At 68.6% G+C, this 22,969-nt stretch carries 25 protein-coding genes and 1 pseudogene; 18 read left to right on the forward strand and 8 right to left on the reverse strand.

From position 1 onward, the window contains the following. Positions 1 to 72: 72 nt before the first annotated feature. Together ACIP6N_RS00605 and ACIP6N_RS00610 are read left to right on the forward strand one after the other, a co-directional pair. Positions 73 to 423 carry an OB-fold nucleic acid binding domain-containing protein gene (locus ACIP6N_RS00605; RefSeq protein WP_401812583.1) on the forward strand — a complete coding sequence of 117 codons (351 nt, stop codon included), beginning with the start codon at positions 73 to 75 and terminating at the stop codon, positions 421 to 423. Between the two features lie 3 nt (positions 424 to 426). Then, a complete protein-coding gene (locus tag ACIP6N_RS00610) occupies positions 427 to 1,212 on the forward strand; it encodes a DUF3159 domain-containing protein (RefSeq protein ID WP_401811708.1) in 786 nt (261 codons plus the stop codon). 144 nt (positions 1,213 to 1,356) lie between these two features. On the opposite strand, the gene ACIP6N_RS00615 is transcribed toward ACIP6N_RS00610, so the two are convergent. Further along, entirely contained in the window at positions 1,357 to 2,028 is a 672-nt protein-coding gene (locus ACIP6N_RS00615) for a potassium channel family protein (RefSeq protein WP_401811709.1), read from the reverse strand. Next, positions 2,028 to 2,696 carry a potassium channel family protein gene (locus tag ACIP6N_RS00620; protein WP_401811711.1) on the reverse strand — a complete coding sequence of 223 codons (669 nt, stop codon included), beginning with the start codon at positions 2,694 to 2,696 and terminating at the stop codon, positions 2,028 to 2,030. Before ACIP6N_RS00620 ends, ACIP6N_RS00615 begins: the two co-directional genes overlap by 1 nt. 226 nt (positions 2,697 to 2,922) lie before the next feature. Here ACIP6N_RS00620 and ACIP6N_RS00625 point away from each other — a divergent pair, with 226 nt between their 5' ends. The 4 genes from ACIP6N_RS00625 (at position 2,923) to ACIP6N_RS00640 (ending at position 7,487) form a co-directional block, all read left to right on the forward strand. Then, positions 2,923 to 4,971 (forward strand): APC family permease, encoded by a 2,049-nt coding sequence (locus ACIP6N_RS00625; RefSeq protein WP_401811712.1) that lies wholly within the window; start codon positions 2,923 to 2,925, stop codon positions 4,969 to 4,971. A gap of 155 nt (positions 4,972 to 5,126) precedes the next feature. Continuing rightward, a complete protein-coding gene (locus tag ACIP6N_RS00630; RefSeq protein WP_401811714.1) occupies positions 5,127 to 6,479 on the forward strand; it encodes a class I SAM-dependent RNA methyltransferase in 1,353 nt (450 codons plus the stop codon). A gap of 424 nt (positions 6,480 to 6,903) precedes the next feature. Then, positions 6,904 to 7,098: a ribbon-helix-helix protein, CopG family gene (locus ACIP6N_RS00635; RefSeq protein ID WP_401811715.1), complete on the forward strand. Its 195-nt coding sequence runs from the start codon at positions 6,904 to 6,906 to the stop codon at positions 7,096 to 7,098. Beyond that, complete coding sequence (locus tag ACIP6N_RS00640) at positions 7,095 to 7,487, forward strand: type II toxin-antitoxin system death-on-curing family toxin (RefSeq protein WP_401811716.1); 393 nt, start codon at positions 7,095 to 7,097, stop codon at positions 7,485 to 7,487. The genes ACIP6N_RS00635 and ACIP6N_RS00640 overlap by 4 nt, the downstream gene beginning before the upstream one ends. A 310-nt stretch (positions 7,488 to 7,797) precedes the next feature. Here the strand turns inward: ACIP6N_RS00640 and ACIP6N_RS00645 are convergent, their stop codons facing one another. Together ACIP6N_RS00645 and ACIP6N_RS00650 are read right to left on the reverse strand one after the other, a co-directional pair. Next, complete coding sequence (locus ACIP6N_RS00645; protein WP_401811717.1) at positions 7,798 to 8,682, reverse strand: IS3 family transposase; 885 nt, start codon at positions 8,680 to 8,682, stop codon at positions 7,798 to 7,800. Further along, a complete protein-coding gene (locus ACIP6N_RS00650; protein WP_401811718.1) occupies positions 8,679 to 8,978 on the reverse strand; it encodes a transposase in 300 nt (99 codons plus the stop codon). Before ACIP6N_RS00650 ends, ACIP6N_RS00645 begins: the two co-directional genes overlap by 4 nt. 136 nt (positions 8,979 to 9,114) lie before the next feature. On the opposite strand from ACIP6N_RS00650, the pseudogene ACIP6N_RS00655 reads away from it, so the two are divergent. Beyond that, a pseudogene (locus ACIP6N_RS00655) lies at positions 9,115 to 10,307 on the forward strand (IS3 family transposase). An 81-nt stretch (positions 10,308 to 10,388) separates the two neighbouring features. Here ACIP6N_RS00655 and ACIP6N_RS00660 read toward each other — a convergent pair. Beyond that, the gene (locus tag ACIP6N_RS00660) at positions 10,389 to 10,694 is read right to left on the reverse strand and encodes a YrhB domain-containing protein (RefSeq protein WP_401811719.1); all 306 of its coding nucleotides are present in this window, start codon (positions 10,692 to 10,694) and stop codon (positions 10,389 to 10,391) included. Positions 10,695 to 11,257: 563 nt separating this feature from the next. Then, complete coding sequence (locus ACIP6N_RS00665) at positions 11,258 to 11,677, reverse strand: contact-dependent growth inhibition system immunity protein (protein ID WP_401811720.1); 420 nt, start codon at positions 11,675 to 11,677, stop codon at positions 11,258 to 11,260. A 42-nt stretch (positions 11,678 to 11,719) separates the two neighbouring features. Here ACIP6N_RS00665 and ACIP6N_RS00670 point away from each other — a divergent pair, with 42 nt between their 5' ends. Continuing rightward, positions 11,720 to 12,328, forward strand: coding sequence for a hypothetical protein (locus ACIP6N_RS00670; RefSeq protein WP_401811722.1), 609 nt, complete (start codon positions 11,720 to 11,722; stop codon positions 12,326 to 12,328). Positions 12,329 to 12,426: 98 nt separating this feature from the next. Here the strand turns inward: ACIP6N_RS00670 and ACIP6N_RS00675 are convergent, their stop codons facing one another. Further along, positions 12,427 to 13,149, reverse strand: a complete 723-nt coding sequence (locus tag ACIP6N_RS00675) for a MerR family transcriptional regulator (protein WP_401811724.1) — start codon at positions 13,147 to 13,149, stop codon at positions 12,427 to 12,429. Between the two features lie 64 nt (positions 13,150 to 13,213). Here ACIP6N_RS00675 and ACIP6N_RS00680 point away from each other — a divergent pair, with 64 nt between their 5' ends. Next, complete coding sequence (locus ACIP6N_RS00680; protein ID WP_401812585.1) at positions 13,214 to 13,678, forward strand: DUF6194 family protein; 465 nt, start codon at positions 13,214 to 13,216, stop codon at positions 13,676 to 13,678. A gap of 181 nt (positions 13,679 to 13,859) precedes the next feature. Here ACIP6N_RS00680 and ACIP6N_RS00685 read toward each other — a convergent pair whose 3' ends face one another. Beyond that, positions 13,860 to 14,336 carry a MarR family winged helix-turn-helix transcriptional regulator gene (locus ACIP6N_RS00685; protein ID WP_401811726.1) on the reverse strand — a complete coding sequence of 159 codons (477 nt, stop codon included), beginning with the start codon at positions 14,334 to 14,336 and terminating at the stop codon, positions 13,860 to 13,862. Positions 14,337 to 14,633: 297 nt separating this feature from the next. On the opposite strand from ACIP6N_RS00685, the gene ACIP6N_RS00690 reads away from it, so the two are divergent. The 9 genes from ACIP6N_RS00690 (at position 14,634) to mmuM (ending at position 22,959) form a co-directional block, all read left to right on the forward strand. Further along, positions 14,634 to 15,314: a ribonuclease H gene (locus ACIP6N_RS00690; RefSeq protein ID WP_401812587.1), complete on the forward strand. Its 681-nt coding sequence runs from the start codon at positions 14,634 to 14,636 to the stop codon at positions 15,312 to 15,314. A gap of 458 nt (positions 15,315 to 15,772) precedes the next feature. Continuing rightward, positions 15,773 to 17,035 (forward strand): MFS transporter, encoded by a 1,263-nt coding sequence (locus ACIP6N_RS00695; protein WP_401811727.1) that lies wholly within the window; start codon positions 15,773 to 15,775, stop codon positions 17,033 to 17,035. A gap of 37 nt (positions 17,036 to 17,072) precedes the next feature. After that, positions 17,073 to 17,684, forward strand: a complete 612-nt coding sequence (locus tag ACIP6N_RS00700) for a TetR/AcrR family transcriptional regulator (RefSeq protein WP_401811728.1) — start codon at positions 17,073 to 17,075, stop codon at positions 17,682 to 17,684. Between the two features lie 236 nt (positions 17,685 to 17,920). Then, positions 17,921 to 18,319 (forward strand): cell division protein SepF, encoded by a 399-nt coding sequence (locus ACIP6N_RS00705; RefSeq protein WP_401811730.1) that lies wholly within the window; start codon positions 17,921 to 17,923, stop codon positions 18,317 to 18,319. Between the two features lie 55 nt (positions 18,320 to 18,374). Continuing rightward, positions 18,375 to 19,523 carry an AAA family ATPase gene (locus ACIP6N_RS00710; protein ID WP_401811731.1) on the forward strand — a complete coding sequence of 383 codons (1,149 nt, stop codon included), beginning with the start codon at positions 18,375 to 18,377 and terminating at the stop codon, positions 19,521 to 19,523. After that, a complete protein-coding gene (locus ACIP6N_RS00715; RefSeq protein ID WP_401811733.1) occupies positions 19,507 to 19,992 on the forward strand; it encodes a nucleotide pyrophosphohydrolase in 486 nt (161 codons plus the stop codon). The genes ACIP6N_RS00710 and ACIP6N_RS00715 overlap by 17 nt, the downstream gene beginning before the upstream one ends. 159 nt (positions 19,993 to 20,151) lie before the next feature. Further along, positions 20,152 to 20,622, forward strand: coding sequence for a DUF6099 family protein (locus ACIP6N_RS00720; protein ID WP_401811735.1), 471 nt, complete (start codon positions 20,152 to 20,154; stop codon positions 20,620 to 20,622). Between the two features lie 68 nt (positions 20,623 to 20,690). After that, positions 20,691 to 21,614, forward strand: coding sequence for an LLM class F420-dependent oxidoreductase (locus tag ACIP6N_RS00725; RefSeq protein WP_401811736.1), 924 nt, complete (start codon positions 20,691 to 20,693; stop codon positions 21,612 to 21,614). Positions 21,615 to 22,065: 451 nt separating this feature from the next. Next, positions 22,066 to 22,959, forward strand: coding sequence for a homocysteine S-methyltransferase (gene mmuM, locus ACIP6N_RS00730; RefSeq protein ID WP_401811737.1), 894 nt, complete (start codon positions 22,066 to 22,068; stop codon positions 22,957 to 22,959). Positions 22,960 to 22,969: the final 10 nt, after the last annotated feature.

The following is a 22,969-nucleotide window of genomic DNA, read 5'->3' on the forward strand; positions in this document are numbered from 1 at the left end:
GGAAGCGGCGCCCGCGCGCCCCGGTACGCTTCACGTATGAGTGCTGAGAAGCCGACCGGCCGCTTCCGCCGGATGCTCGACCGGCTGGCCAGCTCCCAGGAGGATCTGGAATCCGAGGAGCTGCGGGAAGCCACGCAGGCGTCGGGGTGTACCCGGATCTCCGACTGCGACGACCGCCAAGTGGTCCGGGTGACTGGTACGTTGCGGACGGTCACCCTGCGTCCGCGCGCGGGCGTACCGGCACTGGAGGCGGAGCTGTTCGACGGCACCGCGCCGCTGGACGTCGTGTGGCTCGGGCGGCGCTCCATCGTGGGCATCGAGCCGGGCCGCAAACTGATCGCCTCCGGCCGGATCTCCCTGAGTCACGGTCGCCGGGTGCTGTTCAATCCCAAATACGAACTCCGACCGCTCGGACAGGAGTAGCCGGTGACGTCACTCGACAAGCCCGCCGCCTCAACCGCTTCGACCGCCGCATCAGAATCGCAGGACGCCGAGGCGAAAGCCGTCACAGAGGCAGCGCTTTTCGAGGCCTTCGGGGGCCTGCGCGGCATGGTGGAGACAGTCCTCCCCGGCCTGCTCTTCGTCACGATCTTCACCATCAACAAGAACCTGCACACCTCGGCGATCGCGGCCGTGGCCGTCTCGCTGGTGCTGCTCGTGGTCCGGCTGGCCCGCCGTGACACCGTCAAGCACGCCTTCAGCGGGGTCTTCGGCGTCGCCTTCGGTGTTCTCTTCGCGATGATGACGGGCAACGCCAAGGACTTCTACCTCCCCGGCATGATCTACACGCTGGGACTCGCGCTCGCTTACCTGATCTCGACCCTCGCGGGCATGCCGCTGATGGGGCTGATCCTGGGCCCGGTCTTCAAGGAGAACCTTTCCTGGCGCACGCGCAACCCCGGCCGCAAGAAGGCCTACGCGAAGGCCAGTTGGGCGTGGGGACTGATCCTGCTCGCCAAGTGCGCGATCCTCTTCCCGCTCTACTGGTGGGCCGACACCACCTCGCTCGGCTGGATCCTGATCTCGCTCAAGATCCCGCCGTTCCTGCTGGCCGTCTACCTGACCTGGGTCTTCCTGGCGAAGGCGCCCGCACCCATCGACGTCTTCGCCGAGATGGAGGCGGAGGAGCAGGCCGAGAAGGAGCGCAAGGCCGCGGCGGCCGCGCAGTCCACCGGCGAGCAGCAGCCGGCCCGTCACCGCCGCGAGGCGTAGCACGCTGTACAACCGCCGCGAGGCGTAGCACCTTCACATACGACGAGGGCGTGCGAGAGGCCCCGCACCTTCCGGACATCGTGTCCCTCCGGTGCGGGGCCTCTCGCGTGCCGTGTGCCCGTCGCGTGCCGTGTGCCCGTCGCGTCAGCCGTTCTCGCGGCGTACCGACAGCAGGTCCTCCAGCTGTTCCTCGCGGGCCTGGGCGGCCACGAACAGCAGCTCGTCGCCCGCCTCCAGCGTCTCCTCCGGGCTCGGCGTCAGCACGCGCGTCCCGCGGATGATCGTCACCAGCGAGGTGTCCTCGGGCCAGGTCACATCGCCGACCTGGGTGCCGGACACGGCCGACTCGGGCGGCAGCGTCAGCTCGACCAGGTTCGCGTCGCCATGGCTGAAACGCAGCAGCCGTACGAGATCACCGACGCTGACCGCCTCCTCGACCAGCGCCGACATCAGGCGCGGTGTGGAGACCGCCACATCGACGCCCCAGGACTCGTTGAACAGCCATTCGTTCTTCGGGTTGTTGACCCGGGCCACCACACGCGGCACGCCGTACTCGGTCTTCGCCAGCAGCGAGACGACCAGATTGACCTTGTCGTCACCGGTCGCGGCGATCACCACGTTGCACCGCTGCAGTGCTGCCTCGTCCAGCGAGGTGATCTCACAGGCGTCGGCCAGCAGCCACTCCGCCATGGGGACCCGCTCCACCGAGATGGCGGTCGGCGCCTTGTCGACCAGCAGGACCTCGTGGCCGTTCTCCAGCAGCTCACCGGCGATGGACCGGCCCACCGCGCCCGCTCCGGCAATCGTGACGCGCATCAGTTCCCGCTTCCGTCCGGGCCCTCGGCGAATACCGCCTCGACCTTCTCGATTTCGTCGGTACGCATCATCACGTGGACGAGGTCGCCCTCCTGCAGCACCGTCTGGGACGTCGGCAGCATCGCCTCGCCCAGCCTGGTGAGGAAGGCGACGCGGACGCCCGTCTCCTCCTGCAGCGTACTGATCTTGTGACCGACCCAGTCGGGGGAGGTGTGTACCTCGGCGAGCTGTACGCCACCGCTCGGATCGCGCCACAGCGGCTCGGCCCCGGACGGCAGCAGCCGGCGCAGCATCTGGTCGGCGGTCCAGCTGACCGTGGCCACGGTCGGAATGCCCAGACGCTGGTAGACCTCGGCACGGCGCGGGTCGTAGATCCTGGCCGCGACGTTGTCGATGCCGAACATCTCGCGGGCCACCCGGGCGGCGATGATGTTCGAGTTGTCGCCACTGCTCACGGCCGCGAACGCGCCGGCCTCCTCGATCCCCGCCTCGCGCAGGGTGTCCTGGTCGAACCCGACCCCGTTCACGCGACGGCCGCCGAAGCCGGCGCCGAGGCGGCGGAACGCCGTGGCGTCCTGGTCGATGACGGCGACGGTATGGCCCTGCTGCTCCAGGGTCTGGGCGAGTGCGGCTCCCACTCGTCCGCAGCCCATGATGACGATGTGCACGGTCTTACCCCGCAGTCCTGGTCGCGTCGCTGACCTGCGCAAACACCCTGTTCACTCTTCCTTCTCGACGTACCGGGCAACAACGGGACAACCCGTCTCGGCCCTTCCCGGGGTCGAGCTTATGCGGCGACACCGACGTCGCGTTCATCCGCGTCGCCGGCCGGGGAGCATGCGGGCACGGACAAGGGCTGCACGGCGGGGCGTCCGTGCGCATACGATCCTCTGCGTGTCCAAACTGACCGACGTGCCCAAACGGATCCTGATCGGGCAGGCTCTGCGGAGCGACAAGCTGGGAGAGACGCTTCTCCCCAAACGCATCGCCCTGCCCGTTTTCGCCTCCGACCCGCTGTCCTCGGTGGCGTACGCGCCGGGAGAAGTCCTCCTGGTGCTCTCCATCGCGGGCGTCACGGCGTACCACTTCAGCCCCTGGATCGTGCTGGCCGTCGTGGTCCTGATGTTCACCGTCGTCGCGTCGTACCGGCAGAACGTCCGCGCGTACCCGAGCGGCGGCGGCGACTACGAGGTGGCCACCACCAATCTCGGTCCGAGGGCCGGTCTCACCGTCGCGAGCGCCCTGCTCGTCGACTACGTACTGACCGTGGCCGTCTCGATCGCCTCCGGCGTGGAGAACCTGGGCTCCGCCGTTCCCCTCGTGGTCGAGCACAAGGTCATCTTCGCCGTGGTCATCATCGGCCTGCTGACGGTCATGAACCTCCGGGGCATGCGCGAGTCCGGCAAGCTCTTCGCGATCCCGACGTACGTCTTCGTCGGCGGCGTCTTCCTGATGCTCGTCTGGGGCGCCATCCGCGGACTGGCGCTCGGCGACACCATGCGGGCACCCACCGCCGCCCTCCACATCAAGGCGGAGAACAGCGGCCTGGCCGGCTTCGCGCTGGTCTTCCTGCTGCTGCGCGCCTTCTCCTCGGGCTGCGCCGCGCTGACCGGCGTCGAGGCCATCAGCAACGGCGTCCCCGCCTTCCGCAAGCCGAAGAGCAAGAACGCCGCCACGACGCTGGCCCTGATGGGCGGCCTCGCGGTCACGATGTTCGTCGGCATCATCGCGCTGGCCCTGGCCACCAAGGTGCGGATGACGGAATCGCCCTCGGCCAACCTGCTCAGGAACGGCGTCCCCGTCGGCGACGGTTTCGTCCAGGACCCGGTGATCTCGCAGGTCGCGGCCGCGGTCTTCGGCCAGGGCACGTTCCTGTTCGTGGTCCTCTCCGCGGCCACCGCGCTCGTCCTCTTCCTGGCCGCGAACACGGCGTACAACGGCTTCCCGCTGCTCGGCTCGATCCTCGCGCAGGACCGCTACCTGCCGCGCCAGCTGCACACCCGGGGCGACCGGCTCGCCTTCTCCAACGGCATCGTGCTGCTCGCGGGCGCGGCGGCGCTGCTGATCGTCATCTACGGCGCGGACTCCACCCGGCTGATCCAGCTCTACATCGTCGGCGTCTTCGTCTCCTTCACGCTCAGCCAGACCGGCATGGTCAGGCACTGGAACCGCCATCTGCTGACCGAGCGGAACGTCGCGAAGCGCCGCCACATGATGCGCTCGCGCGCGATCAACGCCTTCGGGGCCTTCTTCACCGGGCTCGTCCTGGTCATCGTGCTGGCGACCAAGTTCACTCACGGTGCCTGGGTCGCCGTGCTCGGCATGGTGATCTTCTACGCGACGATGACCGCGATCCGCGGCCACTACGACCGGGTCGCCGCGGAGATCGCCGTCTCCGAGGACCAGTCGGACGACAGCGACCGGCCCTCCCGGGTCCACTCCATCGTGCTGGTCTCCAAGCTCCACAAGCCCACGATCCGCGCGCTCGCGTACGCCAAGCTGATGCGTTCCGACACCCTGGAGGCGCTGAGCATCAGCGTCGACCCGGCCGAGACGAAGATACTGAGGGACGAGTGGGAGCGGCGTGCCATCAGCGTGCCGCTGAAGATCCTCGACTCCCCCTACCGCGAGATCACCAGGCCCGTCATCGAGTACGTCAGAGGCCTGCGCTCGGAGAACCCGCGTGACGCGGTCAGCATCTACATCCCGGAATACGTCGTCGGGCGCTGGTACGAGCACCTGCTGCACAACCAGAGCGCGCTGCGGCTGAAGGGCCGGCTGCTCTTCACTCCGGGAGTCATGGTGACGTCGGTGCCGTACCAGCTGGAATCGTCCGAGCTGGCGAGGAAGCGGCTGAAGCGGCAGTCCGAGTGGGCCGCTCCCGGCGCGGTCAGGCGGGGCCCCGTCGACTCGAAGCCGAAGAACCCGACCGGCAAGCGCTGAGCGGCGGTGGGCGGCGGCGGTGGCAGTGGCGACCGGGCGGTTGACACCCACGTAGACTGATGGGCTGGCGTCCGGCCGTCGCCACCCATTCCGGTTGTCCGGCCGGCGTTTCCTTCACGCACACAGAACCGCTGATCTTTTGGAGCCACCCCCTCATGCATACAGAACCGCAGCCTTCTGCGCAGCCTTCCGCGCAGGCATCGCTGGTCGGGGAGGAGTACGAGGTCGAGGTCGGTCCTGTCGCGCACGGCGGTCACTGCATCGCCCGTACCGAGGCCGGCCGGGTGCTCTTCGTACGCCACGCACTGCCCGGCGAGAAGATCATCGCCCGGGTGACGGAGGGCGAGGAGGACTCCCGCTACCTCCGCGCGGACGCCGTGAAGATCATCGAAGCGTCGAAGGAACGAGTCGAGGCCCCCTGCCCGTACGCGGGCCCCGGGCGCTGCGGCGGCTGCGACTGGCAACACGCCAAGCCCGGCGCGCAGCGGCGACTCAAGGGCGACGTCATCACCGAGCAGCTGCGCCGGCTCGCCGGCCTCACGCCCGAGGAAGCGGGCTGGGACGGCACGGTCATCCCCGCCCCCGGCGACAAGCTGCCCGCGGGCGAGGTGCCGGCGTGGCGCTCACGCGTGCAGTACGCCGTCGACGAGAACGGCCGCGCGGGACTGCGCAAGCACCGCTCGCACGAAGTAGAGCCGGTCGACCACTGCATGATCGCCGCGGAAGGCGTCAGCGAGCTGGGCGTCGAGCAGCGTGAATGGCCGCAGATCGCGACGGTCGAGGCGATCGCCTCGTCGGGCTCGAACGACCGCCAGGTGATCCTCGCCCCGAAGCCGGGCGGCCGGCTGCCGCTGGTCGAGCTGGACAAGCCGGTGTCCGTCCTGAGGGTGGAGGAGCACGACGGGGGAGTGCACCGCGTCCACGGCCGCGCCTTTGTCCGCGAGCGCGCCGACGGCCGCACGTACCGCGTGGGCATGGGCGGCTTCTGGCAGGTGCACCCGCAGGCCCCGCAGGTCCTTGTCCAGGCTGTGATGCAGGGCCTGATGCCGCGCAAGGGCGACACCGCTCTCGACCTCTACTGCGGGGTGGGTTTGTTCGCCGGAGCGATCGCCGAACGCGTCGGCGACGCGGGCGCGGTGCTCGGCATCGAGTCGGGCAAGCGCGCGGTGGAGGACGCCAGGCACAACCTCCAGGACATGCCCCGGGTCCGCATCGAACAGGGCAAGGTCGACCAGGTCCTGCCCCGCACCCACATCACGTCGACGGACCTGATCGTCCTGGACCCCCCGCGCGCGGGAGCCGGCAAGGGCGTCGTCAAACACCTCACCTCGCTGGGCGCCCGCCGCATCGCCTACGTGGCCTGCGACCCGGCGGCCCTGGCCCGCGACCTGGCGTACTTCCGAGAGGGCGGCTACAAGCCGCGCACGCTGCGGGCTTTCGACCTGTTCCCGATGACGCACCATGTGGAGTGCGTGGCGATCCTGGAGCCGGTCAAGAAGGACGCGTGACCTGCGGTTTTGTATTTCAGGTGGTTCATTCGACGTGTTTTCGCTCGCGGAATACGTCGAATGGGGTTCGCTTGCGCAGAACGGTCTGAGCTGCGGCTTCAAGGGCCGGTGCGGGTTTCGCGGGCAACGTGGTGATGCGGAATGCAAAATTCTGACGCTCGGATGACGCTCGAATCGGATGTCTCAACCTCACGGATCCTCTCCGGCTGGGGTCGTGCGGACCGGACAGCCGAACGGGGGCAAGAACTCCGGGACGGGCGTCCCGCTGCACCTCCCCGGCGGCGGTGCGGGCTGCTACTCCGGCCGCACGCTCCTGGGAACCGAGAGCGCGGCCGGTCCGGGCCGCAGAGGGCGCCGTGGTCCGAGGGTCTCAAGTGGCTGGTATCACTTCGCTACCCAGATACCAGTCCGGTATCATCGCTGTATGGCGATGACACTCCGACTCCCCGACGACCTTGACGCGAGGCTCACCGAGCGTGCTCGTCGCGAGCGCCGCAGCAAACAGGAACTTGCCATTGAGGCCATCCGTGATGCCCAGAATCGAGCCGAGCTGAAGGTCGATGACGTCCTGGCCGAGCTGATGGACAGCGATGCGGAGATCCTGGACTACCTGAAGTGACCGAAGTGCGCTACATCCAGATCGACGAGATCCTGGCCATCGCTCGCAAGGTCAACGGTACCGAGCACAGCGTGCGCGACATGGGACTTTTGGTATCAGCGATCGAACGGCCCCGAACCAACGTGTTCGGGGCCGAGCTGTATCCCACTCTGCACGAGAAGGCGGCGGCACTGCTGCACTCCGTTGCCCGAAATCACGCGCTGATCGACGGCAACAAGCGCACCGCCTGGCTCGCCATGCGCGTCTTCCTGCGGCTCAACGGCGTCAGCGCCACTGTCGCCCCGCCGCCCGTCTCTCTTGCCGGCCCGTTCGTGGAGGAAGTCGCGCAGGACAATATCGATGCACCGGTCATCGCCAAGCGCCTGTCGGCCTGGTTCCCCGTTTCCTGACGCACGACGAGGTGAGGGTCGGGCACTCGCCTGCCCGACCCTCACGCATCACGCGTCAGGCGGGTGTACAGCGGCGGCTCTGTTTCGTAGTCGGTGGTGACGGCAGGTGACGGGCGTCGTCGACGTTGTATGCGAGATGTCAACTCCCTTGTGGCAACGTTTTTTCAGCGCTCTCTGGTCATCGAGGATGTAGCGGACGACGGCGAGGCGATCCGGGTCTTGGCCAGGACCCGGGATGTTCCCTTTCCCTGCCCGAGGTGCGGGGTCCGACGGCGAATGAAGTTTCCCCGTGATATTGGACACTCGTTCGTTATGCTGCGAGGGCGTGTTGATGGCGTTGGCGGTTTTCGGCTGGGGTGAGGTAGCCGAAGGTTTTGTGCTTGCGCAGGCGGCGGCGGTTGTAGAAGGTCTCGATGAAGTTGAAGACCTCGGCGCGGGCCGTGGCCCGGTCGGGCCAGGTCCGGGTTCCGATCTTCTCCTTGAGCAGGGCCCAGAAGCTCTCCGCGGCGGCATTGTCGAAACACGATCCGGTGCGTCCACAGCTCTGCCGCAGTCCCAACTCATTTATCCGATTGCGGAATTGGGTGGACGTCTCGCTTCCGCGGTCATTGTGTATGACACATCCGGGCTCCAGCCGGGTCCGACCGTGGGCCATGTCGAGAGCGTCGAGGACGAGTTCGGCGCGGTGGTGGTCGGCCATGGCGTAGCCGACGACCTCGCGGGTGGCCAGGTCCAGCCAGTAGGCGAGGTAGAGCCGGCCCTCGGTGGTGGGCAGGTAGGTGATGTCGCCGACCAGTTGGGTGCCGGGGTGTTCGGCGTGGAAGTCGCGGCCGATCAGGTCCGGGGCCGGCTTCGCCTTCTTGTCCGGCCGGGTCAGCGAGCGGTGCTTGCGCCGGGTGACTCCGCGGATGTCGCGCTCGCGCATCACGCGGGCTAGGTGCTTGCGGTTCACCCGGCGCCCCAGGCGCCGGAGTTCGGCATGGATACGCGGGACGCCGTAGGTCTTCCGGGAGGCGACGTGCAGCACGGTGATCTCGTGGGCGAGCGCGTCGTCGGCCGTCTGGCGCCTGCAACGGGCGGCCTCGCCCTCGCGCCAGGCGTAGGAGGAGGAGCGGGCCACGTGCAGCACCCGGCACAGCAGGAGGATCGGGTAGTTCGCCTTCTCCGCATGGATCAACCGGTACAACTCGCTCACCGGTCGCTCTCCTTCACGAAGAAGGCCGTCGCTTTTTTCAGGATCTCGATCGTCTGCTGCTGTTCGCGGACCTCCTTGCGCAGCCGGCGCAGTTCCTCGCGCTCGGCGCTGGTCGGCTCACCGGGCTGCCCCTCGCCCCGGTCGGCCTTGGCCCGGCGGTACCAGCCGCGCAAGGACTCCGAGCTGATGCCGGGTTCCCGGGCGACCGCGGTGACCGTCTTGCCAGAGGAGTCGACGAGCGCGATCGCGTCCCGCTTGAACTCCTCGGTGTACCGCTTTGTGTACTTGCTTCCCACCTGGTTCTACTTCCTCTGGAACCTCAGGTCCCAGTCTCCAGGTGTCCACGATCAAGGGGAAGCTTCAGGGGGGCCTTGACCCTTGATGTTGGACACACGAGACACTGGATCCTGAGGATCTGAGAACGGACATCTCGTGGTCATGAAGAACTATCCGCCGCAGTTCAAGGCGGACGCGGTCGCGTTGTACGAGTCGCGGCCCGAGGCGACGATCAGGCAGGTCGCCGCCGATCTGGGGATCAACCCGGAGACCCTGCGGAACTGGGTCCGGGCGGCCGGTGTGAGCCGGCCCCGGGGCCGGCGGGCAGAGACGCCGACACCGCTGTAGGCCGAGAACGCCGCTTTGCGCAAGAAGGTCCGCGAGCTGGAGGAGGAACGCGAGATCCTGCGGAAGGCGGCGAAGTATTTCGCCGGGGAGACGCGCTGGTGAACCGCTTCCAGTTCGTCGCCGACCACCAGCGCCGCCACGGCGTGAAGCGGCTGTGCACCATCCTCGGAATCGCCCGCTCCAGCTACTACTACTGGCGCCGGACGGCCGCGGACCGGGCCGCCCGGCAGGCGGCCGACGCCCGTCTGGCCGTCCGGATACGGGCGGTCCACCTCGAGTCGGACGGTACTTACGGAGTCCCGAGGATCACCGCTGAGCTCCGGGAGACCGGCGATGAGGCGGTCAACCACAAGCGTGTCGCCCGGATCATGCGGGCGTCCGGGCTCGAGGGAGTCCGGTTGCGCCGCCGGCACCGCACCACCGTCCCCGACCCGGCCGCGGCCAAGGCCCCCGACCTGATCGGCCGCGACTTCACCGCAGCAGAACCGAACACGAAGTACGTCGGCGACATCACCTACCTTCCCCTCGACGGCGGGAAGTTCTGCTACCTCGCCACCGTCATCGACCTCGCCTCACGCCGTCTGGCCGGCTGGGCGATCGCCGACCACATGCGCGCGGACCTCGTCACCGACGCCCTGGCCGCGGCGATCCGCACCCGTGGCAGCCTCGCCGGATCGATCATGCACACCGACCACGGAGCCCAGTACACGAGCAGGGCATTCGCCCAAGCCTGCAGGTCAGCAGGGGTTCGGCGAAGCATGAGCGCGATCGGCAGCTCGGCCGACAACGCACTCGCCGAGTCCTTCAACGCGACCTTCAAACGCGAGACCCTGCAAGGACGGAAGAGCTGGCCCAACGAGCGCGAGGCCCGACTCGACGCCTTCCGATGGCTCCACCGCTACAACACCCGCCGCCGACACTCCCGCCTCGGGCAACGATCACCGATCGCCTTCGAGGACGCCCTCCAACTCGCACCAACTACGCTGGCACAAGCCGCGTAACCCGTGTCCAGGATTCGGGGTCAAGGCCCCACCATGGTTTGGTCGAGCCAGGCCGCCGCCTGCTTCTCTGGGGCGAACATGTCAACGTTCCTGCGGAGGGGGCCAGTTGCCCGCTGCCTGGAGGGCCATGTATTCCTCGGTCGGCGGGAACGTGAGGGCGAAGTGGGCGGCGGTTCCGTCGTGCGGGACGACGATGACGGAGGTGAACGGGGCTTGAGTGAAATCCCCCGTTTCGATGTGTTCCTTGAAGTCGCAGCGGACGGTCCATCCGTAGGCGAAATCGATGGTCGTCTTCCGAAGCACTACCACGGAGTCCACCCTGTCCGGGTAGGCGATCTTCTTCAGGGAAACGGCGGCCGTCGTGACCGCTTCGTCGTTGGTTACCACCTATGAAGCTCCATTGCGCTATGGGATGTGCCCGACGGGTAAGACCATTCCCCGGAACGTGACGCCGCGCGGAGTGTTCCGGCGTTATGCGTGTGGGCGGGCCGCGCCGCCGGGGTGGTTGGTGTGGACAGCGCTTCTCAAGCCTTCCACATAACTACCCGCAAAGTGCTGGCTCTTGGTCCGGTCTTTCAGGCGAGCTGCTCCGGCCAGAACCAGGGCGTGTCAATCTGTTGGAGTGCGAGCCATCTGACGCCCGGAGGCGACGCTTCCGGGCGACATCTCTGGGAGCGGTCCAAACCGGCGGAGTTGAGGTATCCAGCCGAGCATCGGCCTGGGGAACTGTACGCGGCGGCAGCGCAGTTGGCCTGCCTGGCAGGCGAAGGCTGATGCCGAGGCCGCGCACTCGCCTGCGCGACGACACCCGACGATGCGCTCAACGAGCTTTTCTCGGCCTCGCGCGGCGAGTGGAGTGAACGGCCAGGGGCCGGGCGGCCGCATGCGCGCGGCTGTACGCCCGGGCAGTACGCCTGGGGCCTCCGGCGATTCATGGACAATCCGCGCTGTCAGGCGTCGTCCCCGGGAAGCGCCGAGAGGAACGTGTCGATGTCCTGACGGAGGTCACGCGAGATGTCGGTCAGGACGGCGACACTTTCCCTGAGTTCGTGGGCGAGTTCCGGGGCAGTGGCCCAGACCTCCGGCTTTCTGGTGACGACCGCGTACAGCAGGTCGTCGTCGAGCCAGCCGCCCTCAGCCTGCCTCGGTGTGGAGTCCCGCAGAATATTCACGGCCAGCGGCAGCAGCCAGGTCAGCCCCACGTCCTGCCCGATCAACCGGGCCAGCTCGTGCGGCTCCAGGGTCCCGACGGGTCGGCGCCGCAGCTCGTACACGTTCCGGACCATGGAGGTCGTGTCCGCCGGAGGGGGCGGCCAGCGCAGGCCCTCCAACTGCTCAAGGGAGTTGCCGCGACTGAAGTTTTCAGGCATCGTCGGATCCTCTCGTGCTTTGGCCGCAGCTGCGCGGAGGCATTGTCTCCGGCGTTCATCAATGGTTGCGATTGGCCCGAACTCCACCGCGATGCCTACCGCCCCCGAGATACGGTCAAGGACGATGCGGAGGTGCCGCGTATCGGACGACTGGAAACGACGGCGATGATTCTGGAGCTGCTGCCGGGGGCCGGAGTCGCCACTCTCAGGCTGGGCATGTCGGCCGGCGAGGCGGTCGCGGCCGCGCGTGAGGTGGGCTTCACCCCGTCCGACCCGGACATCGGTGATGCGCCAGGGCAGGTGCTCTGTGGGCACGAACAGTCCCGGACGGAGTTCAATCTCGGTTTCAGCAAGGGCGCGTTGACCGACATCCATGTGTACCGGTTCCAAGTCGAGGACGCGGATGTCACCGTTGTCCTCGACGGTCTCGACATTTTCCGTACCCCTGAGGAAGAGCTGCTGGAGAACCTCGAGAACCGGGGCCACACGGTCGAGCAGAACGACGACGGCGTGGATACTCTTCCGGACCTCAAGATGATCCTTTCGAACGAGAGCAGCTTCGCGTACCCGATGGACGGGGAGGGGGAGCCGATCTACTTCGACTACGTCCTCGTCACGTCGGTGAATTTCTTTGGCCCGCGCGGGGATTGAGTCCCTCCGGTCCGCCCTCGTACTGCAAGGCGGGGGCCAGGGGGCGCCTGTCCGAACGGCGGGATCCGAGGAGCGGGCGGACGTTGGCTTGCGGGGCCTCACGCCCGGGGCAAGGTGGTGAGCACGGCGCTGAGTGCGGCGGCTGCTTCGAGAAGGGCGTGGGAGCGGGCCGTGATGCTTGTTTCCCGGGCCGCCAATGCGGCTCGGACGTCTTCCGATCCGTGACCGTGTCGCAGGCCCGGCATCAGGGCCCGGAGCGGGTCAACGCCGTACCCGGCGCCGCGTAGTTGGTGGACGATCCGGGCGTCGCGGGCTTGGGCCGGTGAGTAGCGCCGCGTTCCGCGCGGGGAGACGCGATCAGGGACGACGAGCCCCTCGGTGTCCCAGTGCCGCAATGCCGAGGCACGCACTCCGAGCGCGGCGGCGAGTTCGGAGACGCTCATCGAGTCAGACGGGCGTACGTCTTCGAGCGGCTCGGTGGAGATCGCCTCGACGGCCTCCTTGGCGAGCCTGAGATCGATGCGCTCTCGGTCGAGCCGGGCGTGTGCGGCGTCGAGCAGGGCCAGTACCTCCGAGACCGGGCACCGATGTGCGGCACGAACGATCCGTTTGGCCTCAACAGGACCTGTACCGAGGGCGAGTGCCCGGTAAGCGAGTGCGGAACGCAGGTGAATCTCTCCGTAGATCCGGTAGCCCGCCGCTGTGCGCGCCGCCGGCGGCAGCACACCGTCATGTTCAAGATCACGCACCTGCTGAACGGAGTATCCGGCGCGCCGGGCGACATCGACCGTACGCATGACCGGCGACTTGAGAGTTGGCACCCCACCGCTCCAGTGTTTTTCGGATCAAAGTCTCCACAAGCACCTTAATGAAACGCTTGAACACATGACCATCGACGAGATCATCGACTTCGTGAAGGGCCTCGATGGAGTCCTGGCCCTCAGGCCGGGACCCGACGACGGTTCGCCGGAGATCAGCTGTGGGGATGCATTCTTCTTCTGTGCCCCGGACGGTGTCGTACCGAAGACGACCCAACCGTTTGCGACGATCGTGACGAAGAACTACCCGGGCGACGAAGGATCACGCCTGGACCGCCCTGACACGTTCCGCGTCAATATCGCCGCCGGGAGGGAAGCCTTCATCAGCTGGACCGGCCACGCACCGAGCGAACCAGCCGTGGGTGACCTTGACCCGAGCCTCGCCGATGCTGTTATGGCACACCCCGTCTACGGCTCCGCAGGCTGGCTCGCGGTGGTGAACCCCGGCCGGCGGACGGACGAGGCAACCCGCGAACTGCTCCGCGACGCCCATCGCCTCGCACGTGCGCGCCACGAGCGGCGTACCGGGTGAGCACGCCGTGGTGAGTGGGCAGGCACGGCAGGGAGCCGGTCCTTCCCCTCGGGCATCGACCCGCGCTCGGCGTCCGACCCGCTGTCCGCGGCGAACCGTGACCCGGCGATACGGGCGGCCCCGCACGCCCGCGATCCGCCGGGCGACCGTAGGGCGCCAGGCATTCGGCCCCGCGCTGTCGCTATGCCGGGGCCATCTCCCCGGCCGTCGTCGGCGCGATCTCGGTCACCGTGTCCAGCAGCTTCAGCAGCAGCGCGTAGTCCGTCTCCGGCATGGCCTCGCGTAGTCCCCGGTCGATCGTGTCCGAGAACTCGGTCGCGCGCCTGGCCCGCTCGATGCCCGCGACGGTCAGTGAGACGAGCACCACACGGGCGTGGTCCGGTGACGTCCGCCGCTCCACCAGGCCCTTCAGCTCCAGGTTCTTCACGATCCCGTTCATCGTCTGCGAGGTCACCAGGGCCTCCCGGGACAGCTGCGTGGACGACTTGGCCGCTCCGTCCCTCAGGAAACCCAGCACCTTGCACTGCGGCACGGTCAGATCGAGGTGACGGATGGCCCCTGCCTTGCGGGCCATGATCGCCTGTTCGGCGCGCCTCAGGTGGAAGCCGAGACCACCGTCGGTCTCGCCCTCGAGTCGTTCTTCAACGGCCTGTCCCATCTGACTCGTCACCTGACTTCCGTTTCGCGGGGGAGTCGCCGTCGGCACCTCCGCCCTCGCTGGAGCTCCTGCTCTGTCGAGGGTACTGAAACCACAAACGAACCATAATTGAATAAGGTGCCTTCATTGAGGAATCTCCTGGAGGGTAGGTGTGGCGCACCTGCTTTCGCCGTGGTCCGCCGGACGGTCGGGCGCTCGTTCTCGTTGCCGCCCCGGTCCTTCTCTTCTCCGCGTGCGCAGGCGGAGGGGGTGGCTGAGCATCCCCTGCCGTGGCGCTCGGCGCGTCTCCGAGCTGGCATGATCGGGAGCATGGTTGAACGTGTGATCGCCGCGTGTGACGGGGCTTCGAAGGGAAATCCCGGGCCGGCCGGCTGGGCCTGGGTCATCGCCGACGGTGCGGAGGCGCCCACCCGCTGGGAAGCGGGCCCGCTGGGTAAGGCGACGAACAACGTCGCTGAACTCACCGCCCTGGAGCGCCTGTTGGCGGCGACGGACCCGGGCGTGCCGATGGAGATCCGGATGGACTCCCAGTACGCGATGAAGGCCGTCACGACCTGGCTGCCCGGCTGGAAGCGCAAGGGCTGGAAGACCTCCACCGGCAAGCCGGTCGCCAACCAGGAGCTGGTCGTCCGCATCGACACACTGCTCGAAGGCCGCTCCGTGGAGTTCCGGTACGTGCCCGCGCACCAGGTGGGCGGCGACCGGCTCAACGACTTCGCCGACCGTGCCGCGAGCCAGGCGGCCATCGTCCAGCAGCCCGCGGGGAGCGAGCACGGCTCACCGCAGCCGCCGCCCTCCTCCGGGGCGTCGGCGCCCAGGAAGACGGGTTCGTCGAAGCGTGCTTCATCGGGCTCGGGGCGGACGCTCAACGCCAAATTCCCCGGTCAGTGTCGCTGCGGACGCTCGTACGCCGCGGGTGAGTCCATCGCCAAGAACCCCGACGGCTGGGGACACCCGGCCTGCCGCGCGACCGTCTGACGGCGCCCCGGCAGGTCTTGCCGCGCCCGCGTCTTGTCGCGCCCGCGCCTCGGTGCGGGGCTCCTTCGTCGGGTGGTAAGTGGCAGGCCCAGTAGTGGATTTGAGTCGCCGGTCGCGCCGAAATGCGTCGCCGCGTCATCGCAGCAGTAGAGCCGTACGACCTGAGCGGTCGAGGATCTGCGGGTGCTCGCGGATTCGCCGGACGTCGAGGGCGGTGTTCCGGCCCGCGCTCAGCGTTCGGGAAGTACCTGGGCGTCCGCGCGCCATGTGTGTGCGGACGTGCCCCGGGCCGGCTGCACGGTCCGCGCACCGCTCGCGGCGGACGCGTACGCAGGCGCACGCGGGTGCGCGTACGCGCGAAAGGCCGGGTGCCCTCGCTTGACACTCGTAGACAGCCTTCTCTAGCGTGCCTCGCGAACAGACAGACAGGTCTACTCAATAGCGGGTGGGGAAACGTCATGGGCAACTCTTCGGTCACCGAGATACCCGGACCCGCGTCGCGGCGAGTCGCGGCGCGGACCTGGCGGCTCCCGCCGAACGCGGCGTTCTTCCTGCTGGCCTCCATCACCGTCTCGTTCCTCGCCGCTTCCAGCGCCCCGACGCCGCTGTACGCCGTCTACCAGGGCGAATGGGGCTTCACGCCGATCACCACCACGATCGTCTTCGGGGTGTACGCCCTCGCGGTGCTCGCCGGGCTCCTGACTCTCGGGAAGCTGTCCGACCACGTCGGCAGGCGCCCCGTGCTGCTGAGCGCGCTGGCGGTGCAGGCGGTCTCGATGGTCGTGTTCGCCACCGCCGGAGGCGTTCCCGAGTTGCTGATCGCCCGGGTCGCGCAGGGACTGTCGACAGGCGCCGCCCTCGGCGCGATAGGCGCCGGAATGATGGACATCAACCGATCCCGCGGCACGATCGCCAACGCGATCGCGCCGGGTGTCGGGACGGCGAGCGGCGCGCTGGTCTCCGGACTCGTCGTGCAGTTCCTGCCCGCGCCCACGCATCTGATCTATCTGCTCCTGCTCGCGCTGTTCGTTCTTCAGGCGGCCGGTGTCACGTTCATGGCGGAAACGGTGACCCGTGAGCCCGGGGCGCTCGCCACGCTGGTGCCGGAGATCAGACTGCCGCGTGCGGTTCGGCGTCCTGTGCTGGTGGCCGTACCGGTGCTGTTCGCGGTGTGGGCGTTGGCCGGTCTCTACGGATCGCTGGGGCCGGCGCTCGTCCGTGATCTGGTGGACTCCGATTCTGTCGTGTACGGAGGGCTGAGCCTGTTCGTCCTCGCCGGAGTCGCGGCGCTCTCCGTCCTGGTCCTGCGGAAGGCGGCGGCCCGGACGGTGATGCTCACCGGCATCGTCGCGCTCATTGTCGGTGTGACTGTCACACTGGTGTCGATCAGTTACGGCTCGGGCCCTGTGCCCGAGGTCGCCTTCTTCATCGGTACGGCGATCGCGGGGATCGGTTTCGGGAGCGGATTCCAGGGCGGTATCCGTACGGTGATGCCCCTGGCCGCGCCGCATGAGAGCGCCGGGGTGCTCTCGGTGCTCTTTGTCGTCTCGTACCTGGGGATGGGTGCGCCCGCCGTGGTCGCGGGATTCCTCGTGGTCCACGCCGGAGGGCTCGCGGCCACGGCCAGGGAGTACGGCGTCGCGGTGATCGTGCTCGCGGCGCTCGCCCTGATCGGTCTGCTGCGCGCACCTGTTCGCCGCCAGGTGGCGCCCGTACGATAGACAGATCTGTCTGAATGGTGCCGGGAGGATGAGGGGCATGACTGCTGCACAGGACGCGGTCAGAGGCGCGGTAAAGCCCTCGGCGCGTGAGCGTCTGCTCGCAGCCGCGAACGAACTGTTCTACGCGGAGGGCGTGCGGACCGTCGGCATCGACCGCATCATCGAGCACGCGGGGGTGGCGAAGGCATCGCTGTACAACACCTTCGGTGGCAAGGAGCAGCTGATCCGGGCCTACCTGGAGAGCCGCCGCGCGACGATCACCGGCCGGATCACCCGTGCGGTCGAGCGTCACCACACCCCGAGGGAGCGGCTGCTCGGCGTGTTCGACGCGCAGGGAGAGCTGTTCACCGAGCCCGGCTTCCACGGTTGCGCCTTCGCCAACGCCAGCGCGGAGACCCGCCCCGGCAGTCTCGTGGAAGAGGCCGCCGACGGCTACCGCGCCTGGGTCAGGGCCCTGTTCGCCGAGCTGGCCGAGAAGGCGGGCGCGGCCGACCCGAAGGCCCTGGCCAGGCAGCTGCACCTGCTCTACGACGGGGCGGGGCTCTCCGCCAGGATGGACCGCGACCCCTCCTCGTCGGTAGCGGCCCGTGCGGCGGCGGCGGCGCTGGTCGACGGTGCGATCAGGGCCGGAGGCGCGGGCAGGGTCTGACCGATGTGGGGGGTGCGGCGCGACCGCAGTGCTCTGCCCGGTGTCCGCCGCCCCATGCCAGACGATGCCCGATGCCCGATGCCCGCTGTTCGTCGTTCGCTGCGCGCCGTTCGCTGTGAGTCGTTCGCATCGGGCCCGAGACCGGCCGATGACTGACCCGTGTCGCTGATAGGCCGAACGGGTGAGACGCGGGAGGATGGACGTATGCAGACACAGCGCGCGGACGGGGTGATCCGGTGAGCGGGTACGACGGGTACGACGTCACCGACGAGCAGTGGGAGGGCCTGGCCCAGGTCGTTCCGCTGCGCGGACGCGATGAGTGGCCCTCCCGTGTCGACCAGCGGACCGTTCCGCGTGAGCCGGAGCCCGAGCAGCACCGCCGGTTCATCGTGATGCGCGTCCAGGTGTTCGGTGACGCGCGCGAGGTCGCGGATCATCTGATCGCACGGATCCCCGTCCTGCTCGACCTCACCGGCGCGGAGACCGACGTGGCCAAACGCATCCTGGACTTCAGCAGCGGTGTCGTCTTCGGCCTCGGCAGCGCCATGCACCGAGTCGACAAGAACGTCTTCCTGCTGGCGCCGGCGGGCACGGAAGTAGAGGGGATCGCGGCTGACGCCGTCCCCCGATCGTAGGAAGGTCGTCAAGACGGAACGGTTCGTCACCGAAAGCGGCGCATACGGTCCGGCCATGGAAGCTACCTGTACGCGCCCCACTGTCACCGAACTGCGCCTCTCGTCCTTCAAATCGCACCGCGGCGCCTCTTTCCCGCTGGGGCCGCTGACGCTCTTCGCCGGAGCGAGCGGCAGCGGGAAGTCGACCGCGCTTCAGGTGTACGAGTCGCTGGCCCGGCTCGGCGCCGGCGCCAGACTGGAGGAGGTGTTCCCGGATCCCGTCGCGTGCGTGCCGGAACGGGCCGCCGCCGACGCGCAGGGAAGGCGCGGATTCCGGATCGGATGCACCGTCGAAGGTCCCGTCGGTCCCGTACGACTTGATCTGGCCGTGCAGGCCGAGCCCGAACTGCGCATCGTCGGCGAGCGGTTGACCAGCGGTGGCCAGACGCTGCTGACCACGGCGCTGCGGGATCCCGGGCGTTCATCGGTCCAGGCGGCCTGGTACACGGCCGGATCCGCGCCCGTGACACGCGCCCCGCTCCCCGACGACCTGCTCGGCACGGCGCTGCTCCCGCTACGTGTGGCGGGCAAGACGGAGGGGCAGTTGCGTGTGCTGGCGGCCGCGGAGCAGACCGTGGTGGCGCTGCGGTCCGTCTTCGCCTGCGATCCGCAGCCGCGCGAGATGCGGCGGCCGGTCGCTGTGGGCGAAGGCCGGCTGCGCCGCGGCTGCGAGAACCTGGCGGCGGTGCTGCACCGTACGCGGCACCAGTGCGCCAGGCGGCATGCCCGGCTGGCCACGGCGGCGCGGGCGGGATGCGTCGGACCGGTGGCGGAGCTGGCTGTCGAGGAGTTGACCGACGGCACGGTACGTGCGCTGCTCGCCCGGGACGGCACGGGCGCCGGGGCGTCCGGTACCCCCTTGGGGCGGCTCGGCGAGGGCGAACTGCGGTATCTGGCGCTCGCGCTCGTCCTGCTCACGGGCCCTGGTGTGCTGGCGATGGATCAGGCAGCCGAGGTGCCGCCCGCGCTTCAGTCGCTGACTGTTCTGGCCGACGGATTCGACCGGTACATGGACCGCAGGCAGAGCAGGGAGCTGCTTTCCCTCGCCGCCGAGATCTGCGGTGACGGGCATCTCAGGCTGGTGGGGGCGGTGGGCGACGCCGCGTACGCGCGCGGGGCGGCCGGGGTCACGGTGGTAGACCTTGATCGTGACAGAACAGAGTGAGGGGCCTGAGCGGTCGGGACAGCGGGGACAGCCGGGACCGCCAGGAGGATCGGCAGGTCCCGGGCGGCCGGAGCTTCCGGAACTGACGGTGGCAGGGCTTCAGCGCAGGCTGGTCGAGTTCGCCGCGGCGCGGGACTGGGGGCCGTTCCACACGCCCAAGAACCTGGCGGCGGCGCTGAGTGTGGAGGCGTCCGAACTGCTGGAGATCTTCCAGTGGTTGACTCCGGAGCAGTCTGCGCGGGTGATGGAGGACCCGGAGTCGGCGCATCGGGTGAACGACGAGGTCGCGGATGTGCTGGCGTATCTGCTCCAGTTCTGCGACGGGCTGGGGGTCGACGTCTTGGCGGCGCTGGCGGCCAAGATCGAAAGGAATGAGGTCCGTTTCCCGAGGAAAACGTCCGCGGAGCGGCCCTCAAATCCGTCATCGCTCAGTCCGTGTTCGCCCGATCCGGGGTCGTCCGTTCCGTGATCATCACTCTGCGGAGTGGTGAAGTTATTCACAACTGCTGCCCTGTCCACAGATTTCAGGACGGCTCTGGTTTTTCCGGCATCGCTCCATCACTCTGGGTAGCGGAACGGAGGCGTTGCGGAGGACGGGGAGGAACGGATGAGGAACGGGGGCGGGTGAGTGGATGCCGAGCGGCTTGTCGGCATGAGCCTGCGGGCGCTGGCCACCAGCGCCGACGCGCTGGGTGTGCTGGCGGAGGCCTGGCAGGCGCAGGCTCTCGTCCGGGCGATCGGAGATCAACTGGCCCTGAGAGGGCCGCCGGAGCTGACGGCGGAGGCACGCGAGCTGGGCGAGACGGGTGGGCGCGGCTGCGGCTCCGCGGAGCATCCGGTGGTGCGTGTGATGGGGGTCAGGGCCGGGCGGCTCTCCACGGTGTCGGACGCGGCGGGAGCGCTGACAGCACTCACGGTGTTGCTGCGTGAGGTCGGGATCATGCTGGTGGAGGTGGCGTGTGAGACGGATGAGGAGGCGCTGTACTGGCAGTGCATGGAGGCGATCGACGCGGCTGATGAGTCGAGCCGCCAGGTGGCCGGAACGTTGAGCAAACTCACGTCGCGGGGGTGGGGGCGAGAGCGGGACGGGTCGTCGTGACGGTCTTCTCGCTCTCGACGGCCTGTCCGGCGAGGGTGACGGAACTTCGAAGGTGCAGGATGGAACGTATGGATCTGCGAATTTTCACCGAACCTCAGCAGGGTGCGAGCTACGAGACGCTGCTGACCGTCGCCAAGGCCACCGAGGATCTTGGATTCGACGCTTTCTTCCGCTCTGATCATTACCTCAAGATGGGCTCCGCCGACGGTCTCCCGGGACCGACGGACGCGTGGATCACCCTGGCCGGTCTGGCGCGGGAGACCAAGCGGATCCGGCTCGGCACGTTGATGACTGCCGGTACGTTCCGACTGCCGGGCGTGCTGGCCATCCAGGTCGCGCAGGTGGACCAGATGTCCGGCGGGCGGGTCGAACTGGGCCTGGGTGCGGGCTGGTTCGAGGAGGAGCACACGGCGTACGGAATCCCGTTCCCGAAGGAGAAGTTCGCCCGTCTCGAGGAGCAGCTGGCCATCGTGACCGGGCTGTGGGACACGGAGGCCGGTGAGACCTTCTCCTTCGACGGCGCGTACTACCAGCTCACGGACTCGCCTGCGCTGCCCAAGCCGGCGCAGTCCAAGGTGCCGCTGCTCATCGGAGGCCATGGTGCGACGCGCACGCCGAGGCTCGCCGCTCAGTATGCCGACGAGTTCAATATTCCCTTCGCCTCGATCGAGGACACGGAGGCGCAGTTCGGCCGGGTGCGTGCGGCGGCGGAGAAGGCCGGGCGCAAGGCGGGCGATCTGGTGTACTCCAACGCACTGGTCGTCTGCGTGGGCAAGGACGACGCGGAGGTGGCCCGTCGGGCGGCTTATCTCGGGCGGGAAGTGGAGGAGCTGAAGGCGAACGGGCTCACGGGCTCGCCTGCCGAGGTGGTCGACAAGATCGGGCGGTACGCGGCCGTCGGCGCCTCGCGGTTCTATCTCCAGGTCATGGACCTGGAGGACCTGGACCATCTGGAACTGATCGCCTCCGAGGTCCAGTCCCAGCTGGATTGAGCTGAACCGGGCCGGATTGAGCTGAACCGGGCTGGGCTGAGCTGAACCGGGCTGGGCTGAGCTGAACCGGGCTGAATCGGCCGCCTTCCGCCGCCGCGCGGGCGGCGGCGGGCAGGGCGGCGGCGACCAGCTGGGCGGGACCGAGCCGCACGGAACTGAGCGGCGACCGAGCCCGGACCGCCGAGTGCGGGCAGCCGAGCCCGGGCAGTCCTGCCCTGTGTTGCCGAACCGGGGCAGCCTGGCGCCGACCGTCTGGCGCGAGCAACCGAGCTCGTGCAGTTCAGGCCGGGCGGGCAAGCCCGAGCGGCCGGGCCCGGACAGATGAGCCTGAGCAGCTGAGCCCGGGATTTCGGTCCTGTGAAACCGGACCGGTGACATCGGACTGCGGATACCGGACTCGGGACACTGAGTCCCCAGCCGTCGAGTGCGTCATTCGAGAAGGAGGACAACCGTGAAACCCACCCGCACGCTCGCCGCCGCCCTCGCCGCGGATGTGCTCGTCCTCGACGGGGGACTCTCCAACCAGCTTGCGGCGCAGGGCTGCGATCTGTCGGACTCGCTCTGGTCGGCGCGGCTTCTGATCGATGAGCCGGAGCAGATAGAGGCCGCCCACCAGGCGTATGTCCGGGCAGGCGCGCGGGTGTTGATCACCGCCAGCTACCAGGCCACCTACGAGGGCTTCGCGCGGCGCGGTGTGGAGCGTGAGGAGGCGGCCGGTCTGCTGGCGCGGAGTGTGGAGCTGGCGCGCCGGGCAGGGGAGACGACGGACGACGAGATATGGGTGGCGGCGTCCGTCGGTCCCTACGGCGCGATGCTCGCGGACGGCAGCGAGTACCGCGGCAGGTACGGGCTCTCGGTGCGTGAGCTGGAGCAGTTCCACCGGCCGAGGATCGAGGCGCTTGCGGCGGCCGGGCCCGATGTGCTCGCGCTGGAGACCGTGCCGGACGCCGAGGAGGGGCGGGCGCTGCTCGCGGCCGCCGAGGGGTGTGGGGTGCCCGTATGGCTCTCGTACACGATAGATGGGGAGCACACCCGCGCGGGACAGCCGCTCGCGGAGGCGTTCGCGTCGGCGGCGGACCACGACGAGGTGGTCGCCGTGGGGATCAACTGCTGTGAGCCACAGGACGCTGACCGGGCGGTGCGCATAGCCGTGGCGGTGACCGGGAAACCGGTTGTCGTCTATCCGAACAGCGGCGAGCGGTGGGACGAAGCGGCGCGGGAATGGCGTGGAGAAGCCACGTTCGACCCCGGGGGAGTGCGCGGCTGGCGGGCGGCCGGCGCGCGGCTGGTCGGCGGCTGCTGCCGGGTCGGCCCCGAAGGGATAGCCGCGATCAGCGACTCCTGACAAAAACCCC

It is taken from the genome of Streptomyces sp. NPDC088725, from assembly GCF_044751305.1.
GTDB lineage: Bacteria > Actinomycetota > Actinomycetes > Streptomycetales > Streptomycetaceae > Streptomyces.